This is a genomic window from Vibrio hippocampi (assembly GCF_921292975.1).
GTDB classification, from domain to species: Bacteria; Pseudomonadota; Gammaproteobacteria; order Enterobacterales; family Vibrionaceae; genus Vibrio; species Vibrio hippocampi.
On sequence record NZ_CAKLCM010000002.1, the window covers coordinates 1,477,414 to 1,498,682 of the forward strand.

General features: G+C 45.0%; 21 protein-coding genes, 1 riboswitch and 1 other annotated feature. Of the genes, 5 read left to right on the forward strand and 16 right to left on the reverse strand.

Features of this window, described 5'->3' with window-relative positions:
- Positions 1-4: 4 nt before the first annotated feature.
- Positions 5-901: an ATP phosphoribosyltransferase gene (gene hisG / locus L9Q39_RS08970; protein ID WP_237484745.1), complete on the reverse strand. Its 897-nt coding sequence runs from the start codon at positions 899-901 to the stop codon at positions 5-7.
- Positions 902-947: 46 nt separating this feature from the next.
- Positions 948-1,081 (reverse strand) — a sequence feature (His leader region).
- A 279-nt stretch (positions 1,082-1,360) separates the two neighbouring features.
- A complete protein-coding gene (locus L9Q39_RS08975; protein ID WP_237484746.1) occupies positions 1,361-2,956 on the reverse strand; it encodes a Na+/H+ antiporter NhaC family protein in 1,596 nt (531 codons plus the stop codon).
- A 114-nt stretch (positions 2,957-3,070) separates the two neighbouring features.
- Positions 3,071-3,253, reverse strand: a riboswitch (Lysine riboswitch).
- A gap of 705 nt (positions 3,254-3,958) precedes the next feature.
- Here L9Q39_RS08975 and L9Q39_RS08980 point away from each other — a divergent pair.
- Positions 3,959-4,366, forward strand: coding sequence for an H-NS family histone-like protein (locus tag L9Q39_RS08980; protein WP_237484747.1), 408 nt, complete (start codon positions 3,959-3,961; stop codon positions 4,364-4,366).
- Positions 4,367-4,425: 59 nt separating this feature from the next.
- Here the strand turns inward: L9Q39_RS08980 and L9Q39_RS08985 are convergent, their stop codons facing one another.
- Positions 4,426-5,730, reverse strand: coding sequence for an inosine/guanosine kinase (locus L9Q39_RS08985; protein WP_237484748.1), 1,305 nt, complete (start codon positions 5,728-5,730; stop codon positions 4,426-4,428).
- 301 nt (positions 5,731-6,031) lie between these two features.
- Here L9Q39_RS08985 and mnmA point away from each other — a divergent pair, with 301 nt between their 5' ends.
- The 3 genes from mnmA to purB all read left to right on the forward strand — a co-directional run bounded on the left by mnmA (position 6,032) and on the right by purB (position 9,298).
- Positions 6,032-7,141: a tRNA 2-thiouridine(34) synthase MnmA gene (gene mnmA / locus L9Q39_RS08990; protein WP_237484749.1), complete on the forward strand. Its 1,110-nt coding sequence runs from the start codon at positions 6,032-6,034 to the stop codon at positions 7,139-7,141.
- 14 nt (positions 7,142-7,155) lie between these two features.
- The gene (gene hflD / locus L9Q39_RS08995) at positions 7,156-7,773 is read left to right on the forward strand and encodes a high frequency lysogenization protein HflD (protein WP_237484750.1); all 618 of its coding nucleotides are present in this window, start codon (positions 7,156-7,158) and stop codon (positions 7,771-7,773) included.
- 154 nt (positions 7,774-7,927) lie between these two features.
- Positions 7,928-9,298 carry an adenylosuccinate lyase gene (gene purB, locus L9Q39_RS09000; RefSeq protein WP_237484751.1) on the forward strand — a complete coding sequence of 457 codons (1,371 nt, stop codon included), beginning with the start codon at positions 7,928-7,930 and terminating at the stop codon, positions 9,296-9,298.
- 127 nt (positions 9,299-9,425) lie between these two features.
- Here purB and L9Q39_RS09005 read toward each other — a convergent pair whose 3' ends face one another.
- From L9Q39_RS09005 to htpX, 9 genes are all read right to left on the reverse strand, one after another.
- Positions 9,426-9,950, reverse strand: coding sequence for a DUF3833 domain-containing protein (locus tag L9Q39_RS09005; RefSeq protein WP_237484752.1), 525 nt, complete (start codon positions 9,948-9,950; stop codon positions 9,426-9,428).
- Positions 9,950-10,570, reverse strand: a complete 621-nt coding sequence (locus tag L9Q39_RS09010) for a chalcone isomerase family protein (protein WP_237484753.1) — start codon at positions 10,568-10,570, stop codon at positions 9,950-9,952. Before L9Q39_RS09010 ends, L9Q39_RS09005 begins: the two co-directional genes overlap by 1 nt.
- On the reverse strand, positions 10,557-11,084 hold the full coding sequence (locus L9Q39_RS09015; RefSeq protein ID WP_237484754.1) for a DUF2878 domain-containing protein: 528 nt from the start codon (positions 11,082-11,084) through the stop codon (positions 10,557-10,559). Before L9Q39_RS09015 ends, L9Q39_RS09010 begins: the two co-directional genes overlap by 14 nt.
- A gap of 11 nt (positions 11,085-11,095) precedes the next feature.
- Complete coding sequence (locus L9Q39_RS09020) at positions 11,096-12,352, reverse strand: SAM-dependent methyltransferase (RefSeq protein ID WP_237484755.1); 1,257 nt, start codon at positions 12,350-12,352, stop codon at positions 11,096-11,098.
- 30 nt (positions 12,353-12,382) lie between these two features.
- Positions 12,383-13,141 carry a DUF1365 domain-containing protein gene (locus L9Q39_RS09025; RefSeq protein WP_237485543.1) on the reverse strand — a complete coding sequence of 253 codons (759 nt, stop codon included), beginning with the start codon at positions 13,139-13,141 and terminating at the stop codon, positions 12,383-12,385.
- A 47-nt stretch (positions 13,142-13,188) separates the two neighbouring features.
- Positions 13,189-14,478, reverse strand: coding sequence for an NAD(P)/FAD-dependent oxidoreductase (locus L9Q39_RS09030; RefSeq protein ID WP_237484756.1), 1,290 nt, complete (start codon positions 14,476-14,478; stop codon positions 13,189-13,191).
- A gap of 2 nt (positions 14,479-14,480) precedes the next feature.
- Positions 14,481-15,221: an SDR family NAD(P)-dependent oxidoreductase gene (locus L9Q39_RS09035; RefSeq protein WP_237484757.1), complete on the reverse strand. Its 741-nt coding sequence runs from the start codon at positions 15,219-15,221 to the stop codon at positions 14,481-14,483.
- Positions 15,218-15,637, reverse strand: coding sequence for a nuclear transport factor 2 family protein (locus L9Q39_RS09040; protein WP_237484758.1), 420 nt, complete (start codon positions 15,635-15,637; stop codon positions 15,218-15,220). The genes L9Q39_RS09035 and L9Q39_RS09040 overlap by 4 nt, the downstream gene beginning before the upstream one ends.
- A 170-nt stretch (positions 15,638-15,807) precedes the next feature.
- On the reverse strand, positions 15,808-16,683 hold the full coding sequence (htpX, locus tag L9Q39_RS09045) for a protease HtpX (RefSeq protein ID WP_237484759.1): 876 nt from the start codon (positions 16,681-16,683) through the stop codon (positions 15,808-15,810).
- 401 nt (positions 16,684-17,084) lie between these two features.
- Here htpX and L9Q39_RS09050 point away from each other — a divergent pair, with 401 nt between their 5' ends.
- The gene (locus tag L9Q39_RS09050) at positions 17,085-17,252 is read left to right on the forward strand and encodes a hypothetical protein (RefSeq protein ID WP_237484760.1); all 168 of its coding nucleotides are present in this window, start codon (positions 17,085-17,087) and stop codon (positions 17,250-17,252) included.
- Positions 17,253-17,504: 252 nt separating this feature from the next.
- Here the strand turns inward: L9Q39_RS09050 and bioD are convergent, their stop codons facing one another.
- The 4 genes from bioD to bioB are packed head-to-tail and all read right to left on the reverse strand — an operon-like array spanning position 17,505 to position 21,169.
- Positions 17,505-18,182, reverse strand: coding sequence for a dethiobiotin synthase (bioD, locus tag L9Q39_RS09055; RefSeq protein WP_237484761.1), 678 nt, complete (start codon positions 18,180-18,182; stop codon positions 17,505-17,507).
- A complete protein-coding gene (gene bioC, locus L9Q39_RS09060; RefSeq protein ID WP_237484762.1) occupies positions 18,179-18,979 on the reverse strand; it encodes a malonyl-ACP O-methyltransferase BioC in 801 nt (266 codons plus the stop codon). Before bioC ends, bioD begins: the two co-directional genes overlap by 4 nt.
- On the reverse strand, positions 18,979-20,133 hold the full coding sequence (locus tag L9Q39_RS09065; RefSeq protein WP_237484763.1) for an 8-amino-7-oxononanoate synthase: 1,155 nt from the start codon (positions 20,131-20,133) through the stop codon (positions 18,979-18,981). The genes bioC and L9Q39_RS09065 overlap by 1 nt, the downstream gene beginning before the upstream one ends.
- The gene (bioB, locus tag L9Q39_RS09070) at positions 20,117-21,169 is read right to left on the reverse strand and encodes a biotin synthase BioB (protein ID WP_237484764.1); all 1,053 of its coding nucleotides are present in this window, start codon (positions 21,167-21,169) and stop codon (positions 20,117-20,119) included. The genes L9Q39_RS09065 and bioB overlap by 17 nt, the downstream gene beginning before the upstream one ends.
- Positions 21,170-21,269: the final 100 nt, after the last annotated feature.

Here is a 21,269-nt window from a genome sequence, read left to right on the forward strand (position 1 = left end):
TTACTTACCCCATCATTTTTTCAATCGGTAGTACCAGTATTGAGCTAGCGCCCAACTCTTTCAGTTGCTCCATGGTTTCCCAGAACAAGTTTTCGGTACTAACCAAGTGGATCGCAACACGCTCTTTATCGGTTGAAAGAGGTAAAACCGTTGGGTCTTCAGCACCGGGAAGCAGCGCTTTAATCTGCTCAAGTTGAGCCACGGGTGCGTGCAACATGATGTATTTCGATTCTTTTGCTTGCTGAACCCCTTGCATGCGAGTCAATAGTTTCTCAATCAAGGCGGTTTTATCTGCATCAAACTCACCGACTCTTTGAATCAGCGTCGCTTTCGATTTGAAGATCACTTCCGCTTCTTTAAGACCGTTCGCTTCCAGTGTCGCACCCGTCGAAACAAGATCCGCAATGGCATCCGCTAGACCCGCACGAGGAGCAACCTCAACCGAGCCAGTTAACATACAGGTGCTAAAGTCGACCCCTTGGGTATCCATATAAGCTTTTAGTAATTGCGGGTAAGTGGTAGCAATGCGCTTGCCCGCAAGATCTTGAGGACCGTTGTAGGTTTCATCTTTGTTAATAGCAATAGAGAGACGGCAGCCACCAAAATCTAAACGACGCAGCGCGACAAAATCATTTGGCTCACCGAGTGCTTTTCTGTCTAGGCGAACTTCTTCCAGTTCATTTTCACCGATAAAACCGAGATCGACTACACCATCCATAATCAAGCCCGGGATATCGTCATCGCGAACCAGTAGTAGATCGATTGGCATATTTAGTGAGTGAACGACAAGTTGCTCACCCATGACATTAAATTTTACCCCACACTTTTTCAGTAGGTCTTGGCTCTCTCTACTTAGGCGGCCTTTTTTCTGTATTGCTATTCGTAGGCGTTGTGTTTGCATTGCTGTATCCCTGTGCAAGAGGTTGATTTTAAATAATTAAGATACAAATAAAAAACCCTCGAGAGTTTGGGCTCCCGAGGGTCAAATTTGGTCATTTAGAATCCAACCTCCGAGAGTTTTACTGACTCTCGGGTATGCGCTCATCTCCCGAAAGTCTAGACTGGGTGATGATGGTGATGAATGTTCATACCTAAATTACGCATACTTATTTGGTTCCTTTAATCTTGTAACTCCACACTAACTAAGGTTAATGGCTTTTTCAACCACTAATTTCAACTTTTGACCATTTTTTTGTTGTTCCGATCTAAGGGCACTTTTTGTACCCGGTATACAGTCACAATATCCGCCCTTATCAAGGGTCAAATCAGACAAGCGTTGCTTGCCATTCTCTTTTGTTAGCAAAAACAAGGCAAAAAAAATGAGCCAATAATTGGCTCATTTTCAGATTTGGAAACGTCTTTACGCTTCTTTCACCATACGTGATTTAGACACTGAGTTGAGTATCAGACACACAACAACAAAAGCAGCACTCGTTGCCGCAAAAGAGATAGCAACTGAAGTCGTCATACCTAACGTGATAAAACCAATACAAGACACCAACGCGACCGATAGCGCATAAGGCAACTGCGTCGAAACGTGGTCAATATGATTACAGCGCGCACCCGTCGATGACAAGATAGTGGTATCAGAAATCGGCGAACAGTGGTCACCAAATACCGAACCCGCTAATACTGCACTTAACATCGGTAGCATCATGGCAATATCCGTCGCCCCGGCCATATCGCCAGCAATCGGCAGCATGATACCAAACGTACCCCACGAAGTGCCGGTTGCGAATGCCATAAAGCCCGACAACAAGAATAGAATCACAGGCAGCCAATGAATGTCGATGTTACCTTGAACGGTTGAAGATAGGTAAGCACCAGTCTTCATATCGCCAATAACAGAGCCAATTGACCAAGCAAAGAACAGAATCAAGATGGCGCCAAACATTGAACGCGCACCAATCCACATCGTCATGGCAACATCTTTCAATGCCAGTTTTTGTCTAACCACGGTCGCAACAGCGGTAAGCAAACCTGCGCTACCACCATAAATGAGGGAAGTACCAACATCGGTGTTCTCAAAAGCACCCAGAAGATTGAAGGCAATGCCATCCGCTGCTAACGCTTGACCGCCAGTGAACAGCATAGCAACAATCATCGCGCCAATCAGAACCAAAATAGGCAGAATAAGATCGGATACCGAGCCAAAATCACTCTCTTTAATATCCAACTCTTCGTTCAATTCATGGGCTTCTTGAGTATCGGTTTCTTTATCATTATCAAAACCGTGACCTTTCTTGGCTTGAAGCTCGTGCTTACGCATTGGACCCACATCAAGTTGGAACCACGCAACCGCAAACACCATCAGCAACGCAAACACCGCATAGAAGTTCATCGGAATGATACGCACGTAGGCACCAATCGCCGAATACTCAGTAATGCCATGCGCCACTAGGATACCGCTGACAATCGTCATGATGTAGGCGCCCCAACTCGAAGCAGGCATCAGAACACACATTGGTGCTGCGGTGGAATCTAAGATATAAGCAAGTTTGGCGCGAGAAACATAAAAGCGATCCGTCACAGGGCGAGAAATCGCACCGACTGCCAAGCTATTAAAGTAATCGTCGACGAAAATAAATACGCCTAAGAATGCCGCAAGCAACTTTGAGCCTCGCTTGCTCTTAACACGAGCCTGAGCCCATTCAGCAAACGCCTTGGTGCCGCCAGATAAAGTTAACAGCGCAGTCATCATACCAAGCAATAATAGGAAGCCTACGATGCTCATATTCCACATGTTTAGACCGCCATCTTCAACGATAACGCCCGAGACGGTATTAAAAATGTACTGAGCTGAGTTAGCGAACGAAAAGTCTTGGAGTAAAAGTGCACCAAGTAGGATACCCACGCCCAAAGAAAGCAGAACGCGGCGAGTGATAATAGCAAGGCCAAGAGCTACGATCGGAGGTAGCAATGACATTGGGGAGGTAGCAAAATCGATTAAATTCATGATCTTCAAAAACCAGTTTTCAGGTTGGTTAGAGATCTACTGCAGACATGTGTACCATCAAAGTCAGTACACAAATGTTGAACTAAGCGAAAGGGAAGTGAACACTTCACCCAACCCTACAGTAGCGCTCCATAGTTTAACAAATAATAGACTATGGCAGTGTTGCTCCTTTCGGATACAACCCCAGCAAGAATGTTTGATGGACAATTCTCACTTCGGCGACTGAGCCTTTTGTTGTCGTTCATTGGCATCACCCCAACGACAAGGACTTTTCACAATCGCACCTCTACATCAAAAGCAAGATTTTTCACTACATTAAAACAAAATGACGATAGAAAAATCTCACCTTTGCACTAGGTGGGCGTTATTCTACTTACCGAAAAGTCAATTGCAACACAAAAATTGATGGAATTTTGTGAATGTTGTGATGAGTTTTAATCGTTTCCGTTAACAATTAAGTAGATAAAATGCGTTTATCAGCAAAAAATAAGAAAACGGTCACCTATTCCCTTATGCAAATTAATTTATAATTGTCAGTACATTAAATAAAGTTGACTAATTCCTGACCCTGCCATGACATTAGCTGGTCATTTAGATGTAACTAAATATTTCAATCATTTCTCTATAACCGTTGCATGTGATTATGGCGACTATTTATACCCTACGTTCCATTAATCCTATTTATGTTAATAGCTCAATGTTGGCCGCATACTTCCTTTGAAATGACATCTCGTTCAGATAATCCTCATTGCCACTTAACTGTATATGCAACGGCAAACACATTCTGTTGAAAATTTTTTAATCGCTATTACTCATCATTGGAACTAATTAATACTAAGATTGTCTTCCTATAAAACACCGTTATCATTAATGAGACTGTTTTGATCTCCAATTTGTAACCAATAATTAGAAATTCGCATATAATTAAGCAATAAATATTGTCATAGCTAAACTTCGAGTTTATTATTAACCAATAACCTAATATTAAAGATGGGAATTCACATGTCTGAATTAACTAAAACTCTACTAAATATCCGTAGCCTTCGTGCTTTTTCTCGTGAACTGACTCTTGAGCAATTAGAAGAAGCTCTTGAGAAGTTAACGATTGTTGTTAGCGAAAGACAAGAATCTGAAGCGGAAGAACGTGCAGCTAAAGAAGAACGCGAAGCTAAATTAAGCGAATACGCGCAAATGATCGCTAAAGATGGTATTGATGTTGAAGACCTTATTGCGGCGCTTGCTGGCGAAAGCAAATCTAAAGGTAAATCTAAGCGCGCTCCTCGTCCTGCTAAATATAAATATATTGATGCAAACGGCGAAGAAAAAACTTGGACGGGTCAAGGTCGTACACCTTCTGCAATTCAAACTCAGCTTGATGCAGGTAAGTCTTTAGAAGAGTTCGAGATCTAATCTCACTTTTACAAGTGAAAAAAAAGCGCCTTTCGGCGCTTTTTTTATCTTTGCAATTTTTATCTTTCCCAATAAGCCTCTTCAAGGCTGTCTTCTCTCTCTGGTAATCCGCGAGATAAACGAGGGGAATGCTGAACCAAAACTTCATAACTCGCTCGGTTGGCATATTTGCAGACTTGAGAAAATGATGAGTAAGTAATGAACGAATGTTGATGTTTGCTTGAATTAGGCACATTACCTCTGTGGTATTTGTTCGCCGCCATATCATGCAACAGTGCCGACAATGCTGCATCCCCTGCACCATTGGTATTTTTAATTTTTTCCGGTCCACCCATATAAGGCGCAATATGTGAATAAACCTTTAGTGGTTCTTCACACTCTGCTCTTAATGCCGGGCGACTAAATTCAAAACGGTTGAACTCGGCAATATTACCCGGAAGTAATGGCAACGACGTTTCTCGTTTAGCACTATCTTCTGTGTAACCTGCCATAAATAGTCCAACGGGACCTGCGGTACACAGCACTAAATCCACCCACTGCAATACTTTGTCAGCGGCGGATAATGGATCACTATCGCCCGTTAATGCTTCGGCTTCATCTTCATTCATCGCTACAACAGTCACGTGCTGCTTTAAAAACTGTTGCCAATACTCGGGATCTTCTTGAATAACAAAACGAGTGCCTAATGTTAATACCACAGGAACATTGTGTTTTTTTGCATATTCAATTGCCTGCATCGTCGCTTCAGGCATTGGGTCACCCGGTTTACAGCGGACTAAATAAGAAGTTAATACTAACGCCGACGCATTTTTAAATACTTTTTCCGGAATGCTCTCTGGTCGAAGTTGGTTCATTTGCCCTTCGCTAATAGCAAAAGTACGCTCACCATCTTCCGTTATTAATGTAAAACAACGACCTATCGCGCCATCGACGGCTTGCAAGTAATTGAGATCCATGCGGCTCGAAGTGTTACAGAGATAACGATATCCATAACCACCGATTTTAATATCCTGACTCATTACTCCCAGTAATACCGATTTATCATCCGCTAACACCGAGAAATTGTGTAACGTATTACCGACTGTTCCACCCGCAAACTCATTGGAGATCAATTCTTTTTGTTTTAGCTCGTTATAAAGCGTCTCAGCAGTCGCGTCATCAATAACTAATGAGTGACCTTTGCTTAAACCGAATCTCTCAATGAACTCACTATCAACCTTTGCTTCGATATCGACTAGAGTTTGGTCAATGCCGATGATATGAGTTTTCGCCATTTTTTTATTATTGGTTGCCGGTGTCACCAGAGGGTCACGAGCATGTACAGGGAAATAGTGCTTTGATTTTCTTTGGCCAGGAAATTTCATTGATTTTCTTTCACTATAAAAATTTGCGGGTGATTCTAACTCTGTATAGATGATGGGAGCAAATTGAGCAACAGCCGCAAACGTTTACGCATAATAATTATTTTAAATGACCTTGTTTTTTCGCTGTTAAAGACCCATTTTCGTATGCTGAGCACTGAGTTCGAGCACGGGATTTGCACTTATCCTTTGGCTCGAATCGAGCAAGAAATCGTGACAAAACGTGATTTGTATCGCGCAACTGTATTGCTGATTCGCTTTCTGTTAGAATCGGCGTCCAATTGATTTAGGTGAATATTTAACTATGTCTGATAACAGCCAAAAGAAAGTCATTGTCGGTATGTCCGGCGGCGTAGACTCTTCTGTTTCAGCTTATCTTTTGAAGCAGCAAGGCTACCAAGTTGAAGGCCTGTTCATGAAGAACTGGGAAGAAGATGATAACGAAGAATACTGCACGGCCGCAGAAGACCTCGCTGACGCTCAAGCAGTTTGTGATAAGCTAGGTATCCACCTACATACCATCAATTTCGCTGCGGAATACTGGGATAATGTGTTTGAGTATTTTCTTGCTGAATATAAAGCGGGTCGCACACCAAACCCCGATATTCTTTGTAATAAAGAGATCAAATTTAAGGCGTTTTTAGAGTTTGCTGACGAAGTTCTCGAGGCAGACTATATCGCTATGGGTCATTATGTCCGTCGCTCATTCCCAGAAAATGGTGAAAAACCACAGATGTTACGTGGTCTAGACGGTAATAAAGACCAAAGCTACTTCTTATATACATTGAGCCACGATCAAGTAGCGCGAAGCCTATTCCCGGTCGGCGATTTAGAAAAACCAGAAGTTCGCCGTATTGCCGAAGAGCAAGATTTGATCACCGCCAAGAAAAAAGATTCGACCGGTATCTGTTTTATCGGTGAACGCAAATTTACTGATTTCTTATCTCGCTATTTACCCGCACAACCGGGTAAAATCGAAACCCCTGAAGGTAAAGAGATTGGCGAACACCAAGGCTTGATGTATCACACACTTGGTCAACGTAAGGGTCTACACATTGGCGGCCAAAAAGGCGGCGGTGGTAATGAAGACCCTTGGTATGTGGCGGAAAAAGACCTAAAACGCAATGTGCTTATCGCCGTGCAAGGGGCAGACCATCCGTTGCTAAAATCTAACGGACTCGTTGCGTCGCAACTTCACTGGGTAGATCGTGGCGTAATCACTGAACCGCTGCAATGTTCGGTTAAAACTCGTTACCGTCAACAAGATATTCCTTGTACTATCATTCCCATAGATGATAACAACATCAAGGTGATCTTTGATGAACCACAAGTGGCAGTAACACCGGGACAATCTGCGGTGTTCTATCTTGACGACGTCTGCCTAGGCGGCGGCATCATCGAACAAAGAATTTAATAGAGGAGAATTACGTGGCTAACACACTTTATGACCGTACTATCGCTTTTGCTGGAATATGCCAAGCAGTGGCTCTTGTTCAACAAGTCGCGAGAGACGGTTATTGTGATTCAGACGCGTTTGAAACCCAATTAAAGGCAATTTCTAACCTAAACCCAGCAAACACTCTGGGTGTCTTCGGTCGTGAAGCTGACCTTAAGATCGGTCTTGAGTGTCTGGTTAATGGTATCGACAGCACGCCGAAAGGTAGTGAGATTACTCGTTATATGATTAGCCTGTTGGCACTAGAGCGTAAACTCAACAGCCGCAACGACGCCATGTCGCAACTTGGTGACCGTTTACAAACCGTCTCTCGTCAACTTGATCATTATGAGCTGTTAGATGAACAGATGGTCAGCAACCTTGCCAGCATCTATCTCGATGTCATTAGCCCAATCGGTCCAAGAATCCAAGTGACTGGGACTCCGGCAGTTTTACAACAAACTGGGGTTCAGCAAAAAGTGCGCGCGCTTTTGCTCTCTGGTATTCGTAGTGCGGTTCTATGGCGTCAAGTGGGCGGTGGACGCCGACACTTGATATTCGGTCGCAAGAAGATGATCGATCAGGCGAAAATCCTGTTAGCAAGAATGTAATTCCTCAGCTCGCATCGATTGCGAGCTGTTTTTTTTCGGACAACCTTTAGCCAAATAACCATCGAGCGCAAACGTTTGCGTAATATTCGTGACAATTGCCACAGTTATTGGTATAAAGCTCACAAAATTTAGAAACTCAATCCAGGAGAACAACATGGAACTGTCAGCATTGACTGCTGTTTCACCAGTAGACGGCCGTTACGGTAGTAAGACAATCGCACTTCGCAGCATTTTCAGTGAATTCGGTCTGCTAAAGTACCGCTCTATCGTTGAAATTCGTTGGCTACAAAAACTTGCAGCCACTGATGCAATCAAAGAAGTCCCTGCATTTAGCGCCGAAGCGAATCAATTCTTAGATAACCTTGCAGCCAACTTCAACGAAGAAGATGCGGCACGAATCAAAGAGATTGAGCGCACGACAAACCATGATGTTAAAGCGGTTGAGTATTTTCTAAAAGAAAAAGTGGCAGAGTTCCCTGAACTACACGCTGTGAATGAATTTATTCACTTCGCTTGTACTTCTGAAGATATTAACAACACCTCTCATGCTCTTATGCTTAAAGAAGCGCGTGAGACGGTTATTCTTCCTGAGATCCGCAACATCATTGATGCCATCAGCAAACTGGCTGAAGAGTATCGCGATATTCCCCTGCTTTCACGCACGCACGGTCAACCCGCGTCTCCAACCACAATGGGTAAAGAGATGGCGAACGTGGCTTACCGCATGGAGCGTCAATATAAGCAAATCGAAGCGGTGGAAATTTTAGGTAAGATTAATGGCGCTGTGGGTAACTACAACGCTCACCTATCTGCATATCCTGAGCTTGATTGGCACAAATTCAGTGAAGACTTCATCACTGAGTCGCTAGGTGTCACTTGGAACCCGTTCACGACTCAGATTGAACCACACGATTATATTGCTGAACTGTTTGATGCGATTGCACGCTTCAATACAATTCTTATCGATTTTGATCGTGATGTATGGGGTTACATCGCACTGGGTCACTTCAAACAGAAGACCATCGAGGGCGAAATCGGTTCTTCAACCATGCCACACAAAGTTAACCCAATCGACTTCGAAAACTCAGAAGGTAACCTTGGTTTAGCGAATGCAGTATTTGCTCACCTTGCGCAAAAATTACCTGTTTCACGCTGGCAGCGTGATCTGACTGACTCAACGGTTCTTCGTAACCTTGGTGTTGGCTGTGGCTACGCCATCATTGCTTATACTTCAACGCTAAAAGGCATTAGTAAGCTAGAAGTGAATCGTGATGCGTTACTGGCAGAACTCGACAAAAACTGGGAAGTGCTTGCTGAACCAGTGCAAACGGTAATGCGTCGCTACGGTATCGAGAAGCCATACGAGAAGCTAAAAGAGCTAACTCGTGGTAAACGTGTTGACGGTGAAGCAATGCGTAACTTTATCGACGGTCTTGAGCTACCAGAAGATGAAAAAGCACGTTTAAAACTGATGACACCAGCGAACTACATCGGTCAAGCTATTGAACTGACTGACAAGCTGTAATTGTCTATAGCCTGCTAAAAAATATCAGCCGCTTTGGAGTCACTCCTTAGCGGCTTTTTCTTGCAACGTATTTATTTTTTACCGTATTTTTCTCGAACCTTATTTATCTTGTACCGCATTATTTGGGTCATTTTTGGAAAAACAGCGTAATACGCCCCACCTCCACGCCCCATTTTTTTATACTGGTTAAATTAAACAGGTGCTTTTCATCTTGTCTGTACAGCCAATCATCAAACGTGACCGTATGACTTGAGTCGTCCACCTCAAGATTGAAATCATATTTCCAATGCAGAGCATTACCGACCTCAATCCCTTCCGCTGTCCCCACGATATCATCCGCTTCACCAACATAACGTCCATTGTCTAAGCGACTGATCACCCATACTCTTCGGTCGAGTTCGCCATCATCGAAAACAAAATCTTCCTCAAGGACAAGTGTATCGCCCTCTATCGTTCCAATGATCGACACCGTAAAACGGCGCGTTTGTTGGTCGGTATAGTCTTGAACCATCCCCCAAGCTAGTGTCTTTCCTTCAAAGTAGCCAAACAGGTCAAAGCTCGGTTGTGTCTGTTGATAATCATCAATATCGCTACTGCAAGCTGAAACAAAGAGTGTCAGTAGCAACAACCAGAACGGGTGCAATCTTTTCATTATCGATTCATTCCTATCAATTGCGATCTTAAATCGGGGAATTGGCTGTTACGACCGAGCCAAATAGATAAAAACCCATCGTTTAGCATTTCATCTTCGATATGACCGACCGCTTTCATTGGCTGTTTGGGAACGAGTGAATAAAACGTACCTGTACTACCATCCGTCACATAAATTAACTGATGGTCTTCGTCCACATCGGGAAAAATATCATAGAGAGTCGCTATCCAACGGTGGCGCGTTTCTTTATCGAAGCCCATCTCTTGCCACTGATCCAAAGTGGCATCGAGCAACTGCTGACGACTGATACTTCTTTGATAAGTAATTTTCAAGGCAATAGGGTGCGGCGTGACATCATCGTCCTGTCGATATCGCCCATCAGGGGCGAGCAATTGTGAGCGATAAATATCAAAAAATAACCATGATAGCTGCGCCTCACCGACAACTTGCCACTGCGACCACTCCATACCCTCACGATGCAAGGTTCGTCTTTCACTTGTCTGGATGTCACTCGTCTGGATGTCACTCGTCTGCATGTCACTCGCTTGTGTGCCACTCGTTTGCAAGCCAACTCCCAATAACAATGCGAAAGCGATACTGTATTTACTATAACGCGCCATGACTGATCCTCCCTTTCCGTTTTTGTACGAAACGATAGAGCGATAGGATTGCTAACACGATAAAAAACCACTCGACAAACAAAATGGCAGCGGCGGTGGTCATAGTGACCCCAAATTCCACCGCAGACAGTTTATAGCCCGCAATATAACTAAGAGAGCCACCGATTCCCCCTGCAACCGCCACAATGACGATGGGATATTGACTAATCACACGGCATAGATAGAGCGCGTACCAAGCGAACATCACCCATAACGCGCCCAGCCAAATGGGAATAAAAGGCAAGTCAAATATCAACAGCCCAAACTGATGGTTTAAACCATCGATCACCATGCCCATCAATGCAATTGCCGCCAATAGCGACACTCTCAGTTGAAAACGCTGGCAAGTGACTAAAACCGTGACAACCGCCAGAACAACGCTCAACCAAGCTAAGGATGCTTGACCCAGCACCGCCAAAAACCAGAAAACTTGAAACCAAGTGCTGACAAGAATGAGCTGTTTCGTCGCAGACATCTTAATCACCTTTAGGTGGTACGTTGTAACGTCATATGCACGGTACTGATGCTTTTTGCCTTAAAGCCGCCCTCGCAATAGCAGAAGTAATAACGCCACATTCTGATAAAGCGCTCGTCATAACCCAGACTTTTGACCTGTTCTAACGCCGACTCAAAACGCTTGCGCCAGTGTTGCAGTGTCAACGCGTAATCAGGACCGATATCATATAAATCCCGCACAATTAAATCCGTATGCCGGGTACAGTTGCCAGTTAACGCAGTGATTGACGGTAAAAAGCCCCCCGGAAAAATGTACTTCTGAATAAAGTCGACACTGTTTGAATAGTAATCGTATCGCTGGTCAGCAATGGTAATCGCCTGAATGGCCATCAAGCCCTTGGGTTTTAACAATGATTGGCACTTTTTAAGATAAGAGACAAGATAGCTTTTACCTACGGCTTCTATCATCTCGATAGAGACCAATTTATCGAATTGCCCTTCCAGTTTGCGATAGTCTTGTTTTAACAAGGTGATTTGCTGTGATAATCCCTGCTTTTCAACCTCAGCTTTGGCATAGTCATACTGCTCGTCCGAAATCGTGGTGGTGGTTACACGACAGCCGTACTGCTTCGCCATATAGATCGCCATTCCCCCCCAACCGGTACCAATTTCCATCACATGATCACTTGGAGTCAGTTTTAGCTGCTGACAAAGACGGTCCATTTTGTTTATCTGAGCTTGCTCTAACGTCTCAACTTGTGAGTGAAACAGCGCCGAGGAATAAAGCATATTTGTGTCAAGGAACGTCTCATACAAGTCGTTACCTAGATCGTAATGAGCGTGAATGTTCTGCTTTGATTGCTGCTCAGTATTGCGATTGACCCAGTGACCAAGCTTATACAAGATCTTCTTCAAAAAGCCGGAACGCTCTTCAATAGAATCGAGGGCATTCAGGTTAAGTGCCATCAACTCCATCAAAGACGTCAAATCTGGACTGTCCCACCAACCCTCCATATAAGCCTCACCCGCGGCAATACTTCCGCCTTGCAACAAGCGACGATAAAACTCCGGATGCTTCACCTCAATCACCGCATTCGGTTCGTCACCATTCGGCTTACCAAAGCGTTCGCCCACCGACTTGCCGTTGCTTCCGTCTTGACTAAAGCTTTCAATTACCGTTAAACAGCCTATTTCCAGTTTGTACAAACAATGGTACGCAATGCCTTTTGCTGTTTTTTGCAAACCGTTTAGAGACGTCGGTGCTGGTAATGATGTGGAATTGATCATATTTGTATCTCCCTAATGCTTTTAATATCCCTACTTGCTCAACGGTTTGTCTTGAGTCTTGTATTTCGGGTGGTCGTAAATGGGTACTTTCTTCAGCCAAAGCTTCAAGGCGTGCCAATAAATGCCCGCGACCACTTTGACTGCCATCACTGGCGTGGCTAACAGTAGCTTGACTAAATTTGTCGAGGTAAATGCCCTAGCCTTCAACGCTAACGTGGCGTCGAACACTTTTTCTTCTTGATGACAGGCTAAATAGACAAATACGCGTTGCGTTAAAGGTTTCAGCCGCCATTGGTATTGCTGAGACAGAGGATTAAAGGGAGAAACATGAAATGCTTTATCGTGAGTCCAGTTCTGATGGTTATTACCCTGCTGAGCCGAAATCGCATAGTAGTGTCTCTCATTCCAAGGGGTGTTGCTCACTTCAGCAAGAAGGTAGCGCCATTGGTCGTTATCATCATAGAGGTAATAAAAGTTAACTGGACTAAAGTAGATCCCCAAATAACGCAAATGGCACACCGCCACCACTCGCCCTGTGATCTGCTCACCGGTGAGTTCCTCGACCTTTTTCTGTACTGCCCGTTTTAAGCCACCTTCACCGCCAACATAGTCTTGACGACGAAATCGTGCCCAGTGCCACCAGCGTTCACCAAATCCCCATACTTTATTCGTCAATTGCTCTAGCTCGTCGAGATCAATCGCAGGCATAAACAGTGGGTAGTTGAGGTGATGCTCAGTTGGGGTGTAGCGTCTATGATCAACGCTGCCCACCATCAATTGGCTCTGCATCCGTTCATTCTGCGTCTGTTGACTATGCGTTCGTTGACTATACATCGCTACGCTGCTCCCTGAACATCAATCATGTTGCCGCTAACGTTTGCCTCTATCCCTCGAACCACATCTAACGCGCTTTTCACCCCATCCTCGTGGAAGCCGTTATACCAATACGCTCCACAGAACCATGTGTTATTGCGCCCCCACAACTCTTCTCGGCGAGATTGAGCATGAATACTTTCGGTGGTAAATACCGGGTGGCTGTAATTAAATTCACGTAGAATCTTATCCGCTTGAATGGTATCGGATGAATTAAGAGAGACACAGAACGTACAAGGCGCTTGTATGTGTTGCAGTATATTCATGTTGTAGGTTAGGGTCGGCAGACGTCGTTGCTCCTCTTCACTACCATCCAAGGCGTAGTTCCATGCCGCCCAAGCTTGCTTTCTCTGTGGCAACAATTGTGTGTCATGGTGCAAAACTACGTGGTTATTTTGGTATTGCATCTTGCCCAAGATATCTTGTTCTTGCTCTGAGACGTCTCCAATAAGTGCTAACGCTTGATCGCTGTGACAGGCAAAAATCACTTGGTCATAGACTTCGGCTTGCCCATTTGACTCAATCGTCACCTTGCCTCCTTGCCTGACGACTTTTGACACCGGGCTATTTAAGCGGATCTGGTCAGCAAAGCCTTGAGTTAATGGCTCTATATAACTACGCGAACCACCTTCAATCACATGCCATTGCGGTCGATTGACAATATCTAGCAAGCCATGGTTAAGAAAGAACCTCAGGAAAAAACCAATAGGAAAAGCACGCATATCCGCTAAGGTCGATGACCAAATCGCCGCGCCCATCGGCAGGATATAGTTGTCACAAAAGAACTGATTGAATCGATGTTGCTGTAAAAAATCGCCTAGGCTCTGCTCGCCATCCATGCCCTCTTGCTGAACATATTGCTTGGCCAAACGGTTAAAGCGGATAATTTCAAAAATAAAACGATAAAATTTAGGATTTAACCAATTGCGTTTTTGAGCAAACAGTGTCGATACCGTGTGGCCGTTATACTCTAGCTTGCTGGCGCTATTTTTTACGCTGAAGCTCATTTGAGTGGCAATGCCTTTCACCCCAATTTCATTCATCATCGCGATAAAATTGGGATAGGTTCTATCGTTGTAGACAATAAAACCGGTATCAACCGCGTATTGTTGCCCTTGAAACTCAACGTCCACCGTTGCCGTGTGACCCCCAATATAGCCATTCGCTTCATACAAGGTGACATCGTGTTGCTTATGCAAATAATGGCCACAGGTTAATCCAGAAATACCGGTCCCTATAATTGCTATTTTCATGGTTAGTTATCCTTATTTAGAAGCTTGCTGACCAAGGCGGTTTGCCAGCGATACGGCAGTAAAGCCATTACCCTCAGAAATCCGGTGAAGCGCTTGGGAAAATAGATATGCGCTTTCCCCTGCTCAATGCCTTGACGAATGGCATCCGACGCTTGGTTAGATGAGACAATCATCGGCATGTCAAAATCATTTTTGTCTGTCAGGGGCGTGCTAACAAAACCGGGATAGACACATGACACTGAGATACCGCGCTTTTGCCAGTCCAATTGCAGGGTGCGGGCAAAGTATGAGAGCGCCGCTTTTGATGCGCCGTAAGCCTCGGATCTCGGCAGTGCGAGTTCACCCGCGATTGAGCTCACAAATACCACTTGATGATCTTGATTGAGATGCGGCTGAATGGCTTCGGTGACGTTAACGGCACCGACAAAGTTGACCTCAATAACACGGCGTATCAACTGCGCGTCGATAAGTCCATCGTCGATATACTCACAATCGCCAGCATTGATGACCCACAATGTTGGGACGTTATCCATCGACGCCACCGCATGTTTCACCTGTTCAATATCGGTGACGTCAAAGCTCAGAGGAATGATACTGGGATACGTTGCTTCAAGTTCGGCAAGTCGCTGTAGACAACGACCACATGCGTACACGGTTATGCCCTGCGCGGCATAGTCTTGTGCAAGTTGTTTGCCTATGCCAGAGGTGGCTCCGGTGATAAAAACGGTAGAGTGAGAGATCATCGCCCTAGCCTCAGCTTAATGTTCTTAATGACAAAGCCAAGCAGCGGGATGTTCTCGTAGAGCATCTCACCTAGATCAAAATAGTCACGATGGTAAATCACGCGATGTTCACTAAAACGTATGTGACTCACACCATTAACGAGAACCTGCTTGCCACTATTTAACTTAGGATGCTGCAACCGCATATTCCAAGTTAAAAAGCCTGAATCACCATTTTGTTGACTGTGTGTGATGTCAAAATCACATTGAATAACATTGCTATACAGCGATTCAAAATAGGCGGATAGCGCCTGCCAACCTTCAAGGCGGTGAGCAGAGTCCTCAAACACCACATCCTGATGGTAAATCTGCTCTAAAAGGTGCAAATTGTCTTTGTTGAGCTTTTGATAAACTTCACTTACTGCTTCTATGTCCATGTTCAACCTTGGTAAAGTTATACAAGATTATATTATGTACAATTTAGTACACCGTGAGAGTTATACAAATTCTGGTTTGTATAACTTTTTGTTAAGGTGTTACGGCAGCGATAAATGAAAGGATCAAAAAAAGCTTGGCAAATTGGCCAAGCTTTTTAGAGAGATAGCGATTAGTACTGGCTATTGCGCAGCGCTTGAATACGTTTATCTAGAGGAGGGTGTGTCATTAACAATTCAGTGAGTGAGCGCTTACCCGTAATACCAAATGCCATCATAGAACCTTCAAGCTGAGACTCTTGACCCATTTTTAAGCGCTCTAAAGCCGCAATCATTTTCTGCTTGCCAACCAGTTGGGCTGCACCTGAATCAGCGTGGAATTCACGGTGACGGCTATACCACATAGTAATAAAGCTCGCTAGGAAACCGAGGACTAATTCAAGCACCATGGACACACCAAAGTAGACCATCATGTTCGTACCGCCGCCCTCTTCATTGTTATTGCTATTTGACGCAATGATATTGGCAATAAAACGAGATAAGAAGATAACAAAGGTGTTCACCACCCCTTGCATTAACGTCATGGTCACCATATCGCCGTTAGAGATATGACTAACTTCATGCGCCAGCACCGCTTCAGCTTCATCGCGCGTCATGTTGTGCAATAACCCTGTTGAAACGGCAACTAAAGAATCATTTCGTTTGGCACCCGTTGCGAATGCATTGATGTCTGGAGAATCATAAATCGCCACGGTAGGCATACCAATGCCCGCTTGTTGAGCTTGGCGACTCACGGTTTCTAGTAGCCAATGTTCCGTTTCGTTGCGAGGGCTTTCAATCACCATACCGCCAACAGAACGTAACGCCATACTCTTTGACATCATCAAAGAGATGATTGAGCCACCAAAACCAAAAATAGCGGCCATCAACAACAAACCCGATAGACTACCCGGTTGCATTCCTGTGACGGCATAAACGATGTTTAGTACCACGCTCAGTACTAAAACAACCGCAAGGTTAGTGGCTAAAAAGAGTAAAACTCGCTTCATTTGTGTATCTCCGAAGTAGGAAGCAAAAATTTTTCCCGTCGACCCAAGCTGTTCTGATCAAGCGACATCGATTAAAGCGATATTAATCAACGCTATATTAATCAAAGCGATATCAACCAAAACTAGTGTGTCAGACAGATCGCTGTCATCATTATATTCTGACGCCAACTTTCTCAATATCTTACCCGTTAAATTGACTTTTGCCTATTTATAACAGGATGACTCACTATACATAGAGTCTTAGATTAAAAAAACAAGGTCTTGGGGCAAATTGAAACAAACCATTAATATTTCATTCACGAGTCACTTTTTTTGCCTTGTTAGACTTTGGTCGTATTGTGGCAAGGCTCACCACACGCTACATTTCCTACTGCAAACTACATTGGGGAGAGGGATGTATCATGGTAGAAAATAAGGATTTCCAAATGGCAATCGACTTACTTTGCTGTCACCTAGGCATTAGCGAGGACGAAGCAAAGCAACAACTCGGTATTCAAATGACTAGCGAGATTGATAAACACCTAATGGAAACGCAGGCTGCCATGCTAGGCATGTCTGAAGAAAAATAGACCGAATTTTTGACCCTGCTTCTTTTGAACTTGCTTCTGTTTGACTTCGAAACAAACTAGCTTCGGAACAAACTGGCTTCGGAACAAAATAGGCTCGAAATAAATTAGGGTCGGAACAAAAAGCCCGCCAATCTTGCTGTTAAGATTGGCGGGCTTTGTTATGTGTGAAGCTCGGTGTTTATCTGGGCAATTTAATATTATCTATGCAACTTCATATTATCTATGCACCTAATAAATTTTGGCGTTGAGGCGCTAAAACAGCGCTTCAACGTTAATGAACTTGCCGTTGTCTCGCTTCTTGCAATGCGGAACATAAGGAATTTCCCCTAGTTTCGGCGCGCCCATTTTATCCTCTAGCATGGCAATGATCTCGGCATAGTGTTCTACACCGGGGTTAATTCGGTTTGCGACCCAACCGACTAACTCCAAGCCGTCCGCTTTAATCGCTTCAGCGGTTAAAATGGCATGATTTAAACAACCAAGCTTAATCCCCACCACCAGAACCACGGGTAGACGCTCTTTCTTAACCCAAGTAGATAACGATGCCTGCTTCGATACCGGAACATGCCAACCGCCTGCGCCTTCCACCAAAACAAAATCGGCGTTCTGCTTGTGCTGCTCTAGCACTGACGATAGGGTATCAAAGTCAATGTCCACCCCATCCGCTTGCGCGGCAATATGCGGCGAAGCCGGTAACGAAAGCGCATAAGGATTAACATGATCGTAATCCGACTCCACGTTAGCCGCTTGCTGCAAATGCAACGCGTCTGAGTTGCGCCAGCCTTGGTCTGTTTTTTCACAACCTGCCGCGACAGGTTTATAGCCGATGGTGGAATAGCCATTTGCTCCAACGGCGCTTAGCATCGCTTTTGAAACAACCGTCTTTCCTACTTCAGTATCCGTACCGGCAATAAATAGTGTTTTTATCATAGTAAAATCGTTCCTATACACACACGGTAACTCGCTGGAAGTTGCTCTGTTTGATTGGCGAACTCTCGGTAATGGTGTTCCAACTGCTTAAATTTATCGCGGCTGGTAAATCCACGGGAACGCCCTTCCACATGGTTTGCACCTATACCTTTTAGATCTCGCATCAGGTCGAGCGCCCTTCGGTACCACATAATCATTGTCGGCAAGTCTAGTTGATGGTTTATGCAGCCAGATTGCGCTAACGCAATGTTTACCTGATTTAGCGAGATAAAGTCATTCACATGTTGATATGCGTCAATTTTGCTCCAAGAGGCTTTTAACTCGTGTAATGAGCCGTCAAGTAGAGTCGAAAACATCACCTTGCCACCGGGTTTGGTGGTGCGTTTTATCTCACTTAGAGCCAGAGAAAGATCCCGACACCACTGCAATGCCAAGCTCGATACCACCAGATCAAACTCATCATTCGAAAAGGGCAAGCGCTCTGCATCCGCGACAAAATAGCTCATGCCCTCATCACCACAGCGCTCTCTTGCCGCACATAACATATCAACCGAGATATCTGCACACACGACGCTCGCTCCACGCTGTTTAAGCACGTCGCTGCAATAACCTGTGCCACAACCAAGATCCAATACCCTCAAGCCATTGAGTTGGCTTGGAAGTTTTGCCAATAAGCGATCCGCCACCTGACGCTGAAATTCCGCATGCTGATCATAGCCACGCGCCGCCTGGCCAAACGCCTGAGCGATCGCTTGTTTGTCCACTTGATGTTGATCGAGTACCCATAATTCAGACATCAACACACCTCCATCGCATGGGTGAGCGCGCGACATAAATGGCGAACCTGCTCTAACGAATGAGAGGCTGACAGCGTGATTCTTAAACGAGCGCTATTTTTGGGAACCGTCGGCGTTCTTATCGCGGTCGTCCAAATTTGCTGCTGTTTAAGTTGCTGGCATACATTTAATGTTTGCTGGCTACTGCCCACTATCCAAGGTTTAATCGGCGTACTGGTTTGCACAAACTCATCAAAGCCGGATAAGTAGTGAGCAAAACCGTCGCCAAGCTCGGACAGTTTTTCTCTGCGCCAACCTTGCGTCTGGATCATCTCCACCGCTTTCAATAAAGCGACCGCATGAGAAGCTGAAAACGCCGTGGAATAGACATAATGTCGAGCAAACTGGGTTAAATACTCGGCCATAGATTGACGACACAAGATTGCCGCGCCATTTAACCCAAACGCCTTACCAAAGGTAACGACTAACAGATCCGGTGTCTCTGGGCTCAAACTTTTGCAGCCTGATCCATCTTTTCCTAACACACCGATACCATGAGCATCATCCACCATGGAACACCACTGATTCTGCTTACAAATCGCGAGGAACTGGTCGATTGGCGCGATATCGCCATCCATACTAAATACACTTTCAGACACCGCTAAGGTGGCTTTCTCTGCATCTATTTGGCGCTGAAAATGTTGCATATCATTATGACGATAACGCTTCATTTGCGCCGGAGAGAGAAGCCCCGCCTCCATCAAAGAGGCGTGATTTAACTTATCTTGAATCAGCAAGTCATCGGATTGCAGCAAGGCCAACAGCGCCGCTTGATTCGCTGCAAAACCTGAAGAGAAAAATAGCGCTCGTTCATAGCCCAACCATTCACATAGCGCGTCCGACAAACTTTGGTGCTGTGCTGAATAACCCGTCACCAAAGGGGAAGCGCCACTGCCGACGCCAAACTGACTGATCGCTTGCTGATAAGTGAGTTTTAACTCGTCACTGCTCGCTAATCCAAGGTAGTCGTTAGAGGAAAAGTTAGTGAACACTTGCCCACCAACAAGCATCGCCGGCTGATGCCCCTGCTCTATTGCTTGTGTCTGACGCAGTAGTCCAGCCTGTTTTCTCTCGGCTAACTGCTGCTCAATACGGGTATTAAACTGTGGCGTCATAAAACAGATCACCCTCAGAAGGACGCGCCGCAACACGCTCTACGACTTTATCGAGTAGCTCATTCTCTGTGATTTCATCGGGTTTCTGGGACGTTTGCTGGCGGTTGATGCCAAGCTTATTGAATAGCTGTAAGTCTTTGTCTTCATCTGGATTTGGCGTGGTCAACAGTTTACAACCGTAGAATACCGAGTTAGCCCCCGCCATAAAGCAAAGCGTTTGCATCTGCTGATTCATATTCTCGCGTCCCGCAGAAAGACGTACCGCTGACTCCGGCATCATGATACGGGCAATAGCGATTAAACGGATAAAGTCGAAAGGATCCACATCCTCCACTTCTTCAAGCGGCGTTCCCTTCACTTTGACCAGCATATTGATAGGAACACTTTCCGGATGAACGGGTAGATTCGCTAGTTCCATTAACAAGCCCGCTCGGTCATTACTGCTCTCACCCAACCCAATAATGCCACCGGAGCAGATCTTCATTCCGGCGTCACGCACATGGCTTAAGGTATCTAATCGGTCTTGGTAGGTGCGGGTGGTAATAATGTTGCCGTAAAACTCAGGTGAGGTATCCAAATTATGGTTGTAGTAGTCCAACCCGGCGTCCGCTAAGCTATTGGCTTGATCTGGGGTCAGCATCCCCAAAGTCATGCAGGTTTCTAACCCCATTTCCTTGACCCCTTGGATCATATCGGTCAACAGAGGCATATCGCGCTGTTTAGGGTTTTTCCATGCCGCCCCCATACAAAAGCGAGTAGAACCTGCATCTTTTGCTTTCTGCGCCGCATCAAGAACGCGCTCAACTTCCATTAGGCGCTCTGCCTCAACATCGGTTTTATATCGGGCACTCTGTGGGCAGTATTTACAGTCTTCCGGGCAAGCACCGGTTTTGATCGACAATAACGTGCTGACTTGAACTTGATTCGGTTGATGGTGCTGTCTATGGACTTGCTGAGCTAAAAACACTAAGTCCATAAAAGGTTTATCCAAAAGAGCTTGGACTTGCTCCAAGGTCCAGTTATGACGGATCTCCACAAACGCTTCCTTTATTTGTTAATAATTATTCTTGGCTAGTCTACAGACCAAGGATACACTGTCAACACCGACCACATCAGCAAAGTTTACCTTTGTTTAA

What these genes read in the sequence shown, in the direction of transcription:
- hisG (WP_237484745.1), bottom strand. Translation starts at nt 901, where the DNA reads ATGCAAACACAACGCCTACGAATAGCAATACAGAAAAAAGGCCGCCTA.
- L9Q39_RS09015 (WP_237484754.1), bottom strand. Translation starts at nt 11,084, where the DNA reads ATGTCTGCGACGAAACAGCTCATTCTTGTCAGCACTTGGTTTCAAGTT.
- L9Q39_RS09005 (WP_237484752.1), bottom strand. Translation starts at nt 9,950, where the DNA reads ATGAAAAGATTGCACCCGTTCTGGTTGTTGCTACTGACACTCTTTGTT.
- L9Q39_RS09065 (WP_237484763.1), bottom strand. Translation starts at nt 20,133, where the DNA reads ATGACGCCACAGTTTAATACCCGTATTGAGCAGCAGTTAGCCGAGAGA.
- L9Q39_RS09010 (WP_237484753.1), bottom strand. Translation starts at nt 10,570, where the DNA reads ATGGCGCGTTATAGTAAATACAGTATCGCTTTCGCATTGTTATTGGGA.
- L9Q39_RS09040 (WP_237484758.1), bottom strand. Translation starts at nt 15,637, where the DNA reads ATGGACATAGAAGCAGTAAGTGAAGTTTATCAAAAGCTCAACAAAGAC.
- L9Q39_RS09035 (WP_237484757.1), bottom strand. Translation starts at nt 15,221, where the DNA reads ATGATCTCTCACTCTACCGTTTTTATCACCGGAGCCACCTCTGGCATA.
- L9Q39_RS09025 (WP_237485543.1), bottom strand. Translation starts at nt 13,141, where the DNA reads ATGCAGAGCCAATTGATGGTGGGCAGCGTTGATCATAGACGCTACACC.
- mnmA (WP_237484749.1), top strand. Translation starts at nt 6,032, where the DNA reads ATGTCTGATAACAGCCAAAAGAAAGTCATTGTCGGTATGTCCGGCGGC.
- L9Q39_RS09050 (WP_237484760.1), top strand. Translation starts at nt 17,085, where the DNA reads ATGGTAGAAAATAAGGATTTCCAAATGGCAATCGACTTACTTTGCTGT.
- purB (WP_237484751.1), top strand. Translation starts at nt 7,928, where the DNA reads ATGGAACTGTCAGCATTGACTGCTGTTTCACCAGTAGACGGCCGTTAC.
- htpX (WP_237484759.1), bottom strand. Translation starts at nt 16,683, where the DNA reads ATGAAGCGAGTTTTACTCTTTTTAGCCACTAACCTTGCGGTTGTTTTA.
- bioC (WP_237484762.1), bottom strand. Translation starts at nt 18,979, where the DNA reads ATGTCTGAATTATGGGTACTCGATCAACATCAAGTGGACAAACAAGCG.
- L9Q39_RS09020 (WP_237484755.1), bottom strand. Translation starts at nt 12,352, where the DNA reads ATGATCAATTCCACATCATTACCAGCACCGACGTCTCTAAACGGTTTG.
- L9Q39_RS08980 (WP_237484747.1), top strand. Translation starts at nt 3,959, where the DNA reads ATGTCTGAATTAACTAAAACTCTACTAAATATCCGTAGCCTTCGTGCT.
- bioD (WP_237484761.1), bottom strand. Translation starts at nt 18,182, where the DNA reads ATGATAAAAACACTATTTATTGCCGGTACGGATACTGAAGTAGGAAAG.
- L9Q39_RS08985 (WP_237484748.1), bottom strand. Translation starts at nt 5,730, where the DNA reads ATGAAATTTCCTGGCCAAAGAAAATCAAAGCACTATTTCCCTGTACAT.
- L9Q39_RS09030 (WP_237484756.1), bottom strand. Translation starts at nt 14,478, where the DNA reads ATGAAAATAGCAATTATAGGGACCGGTATTTCTGGATTAACCTGTGGC.
- L9Q39_RS08975 (WP_237484746.1), bottom strand. Translation starts at nt 2,956, where the DNA reads ATGAATTTAATCGATTTTGCTACCTCCCCAATGTCATTGCTACCTCCG.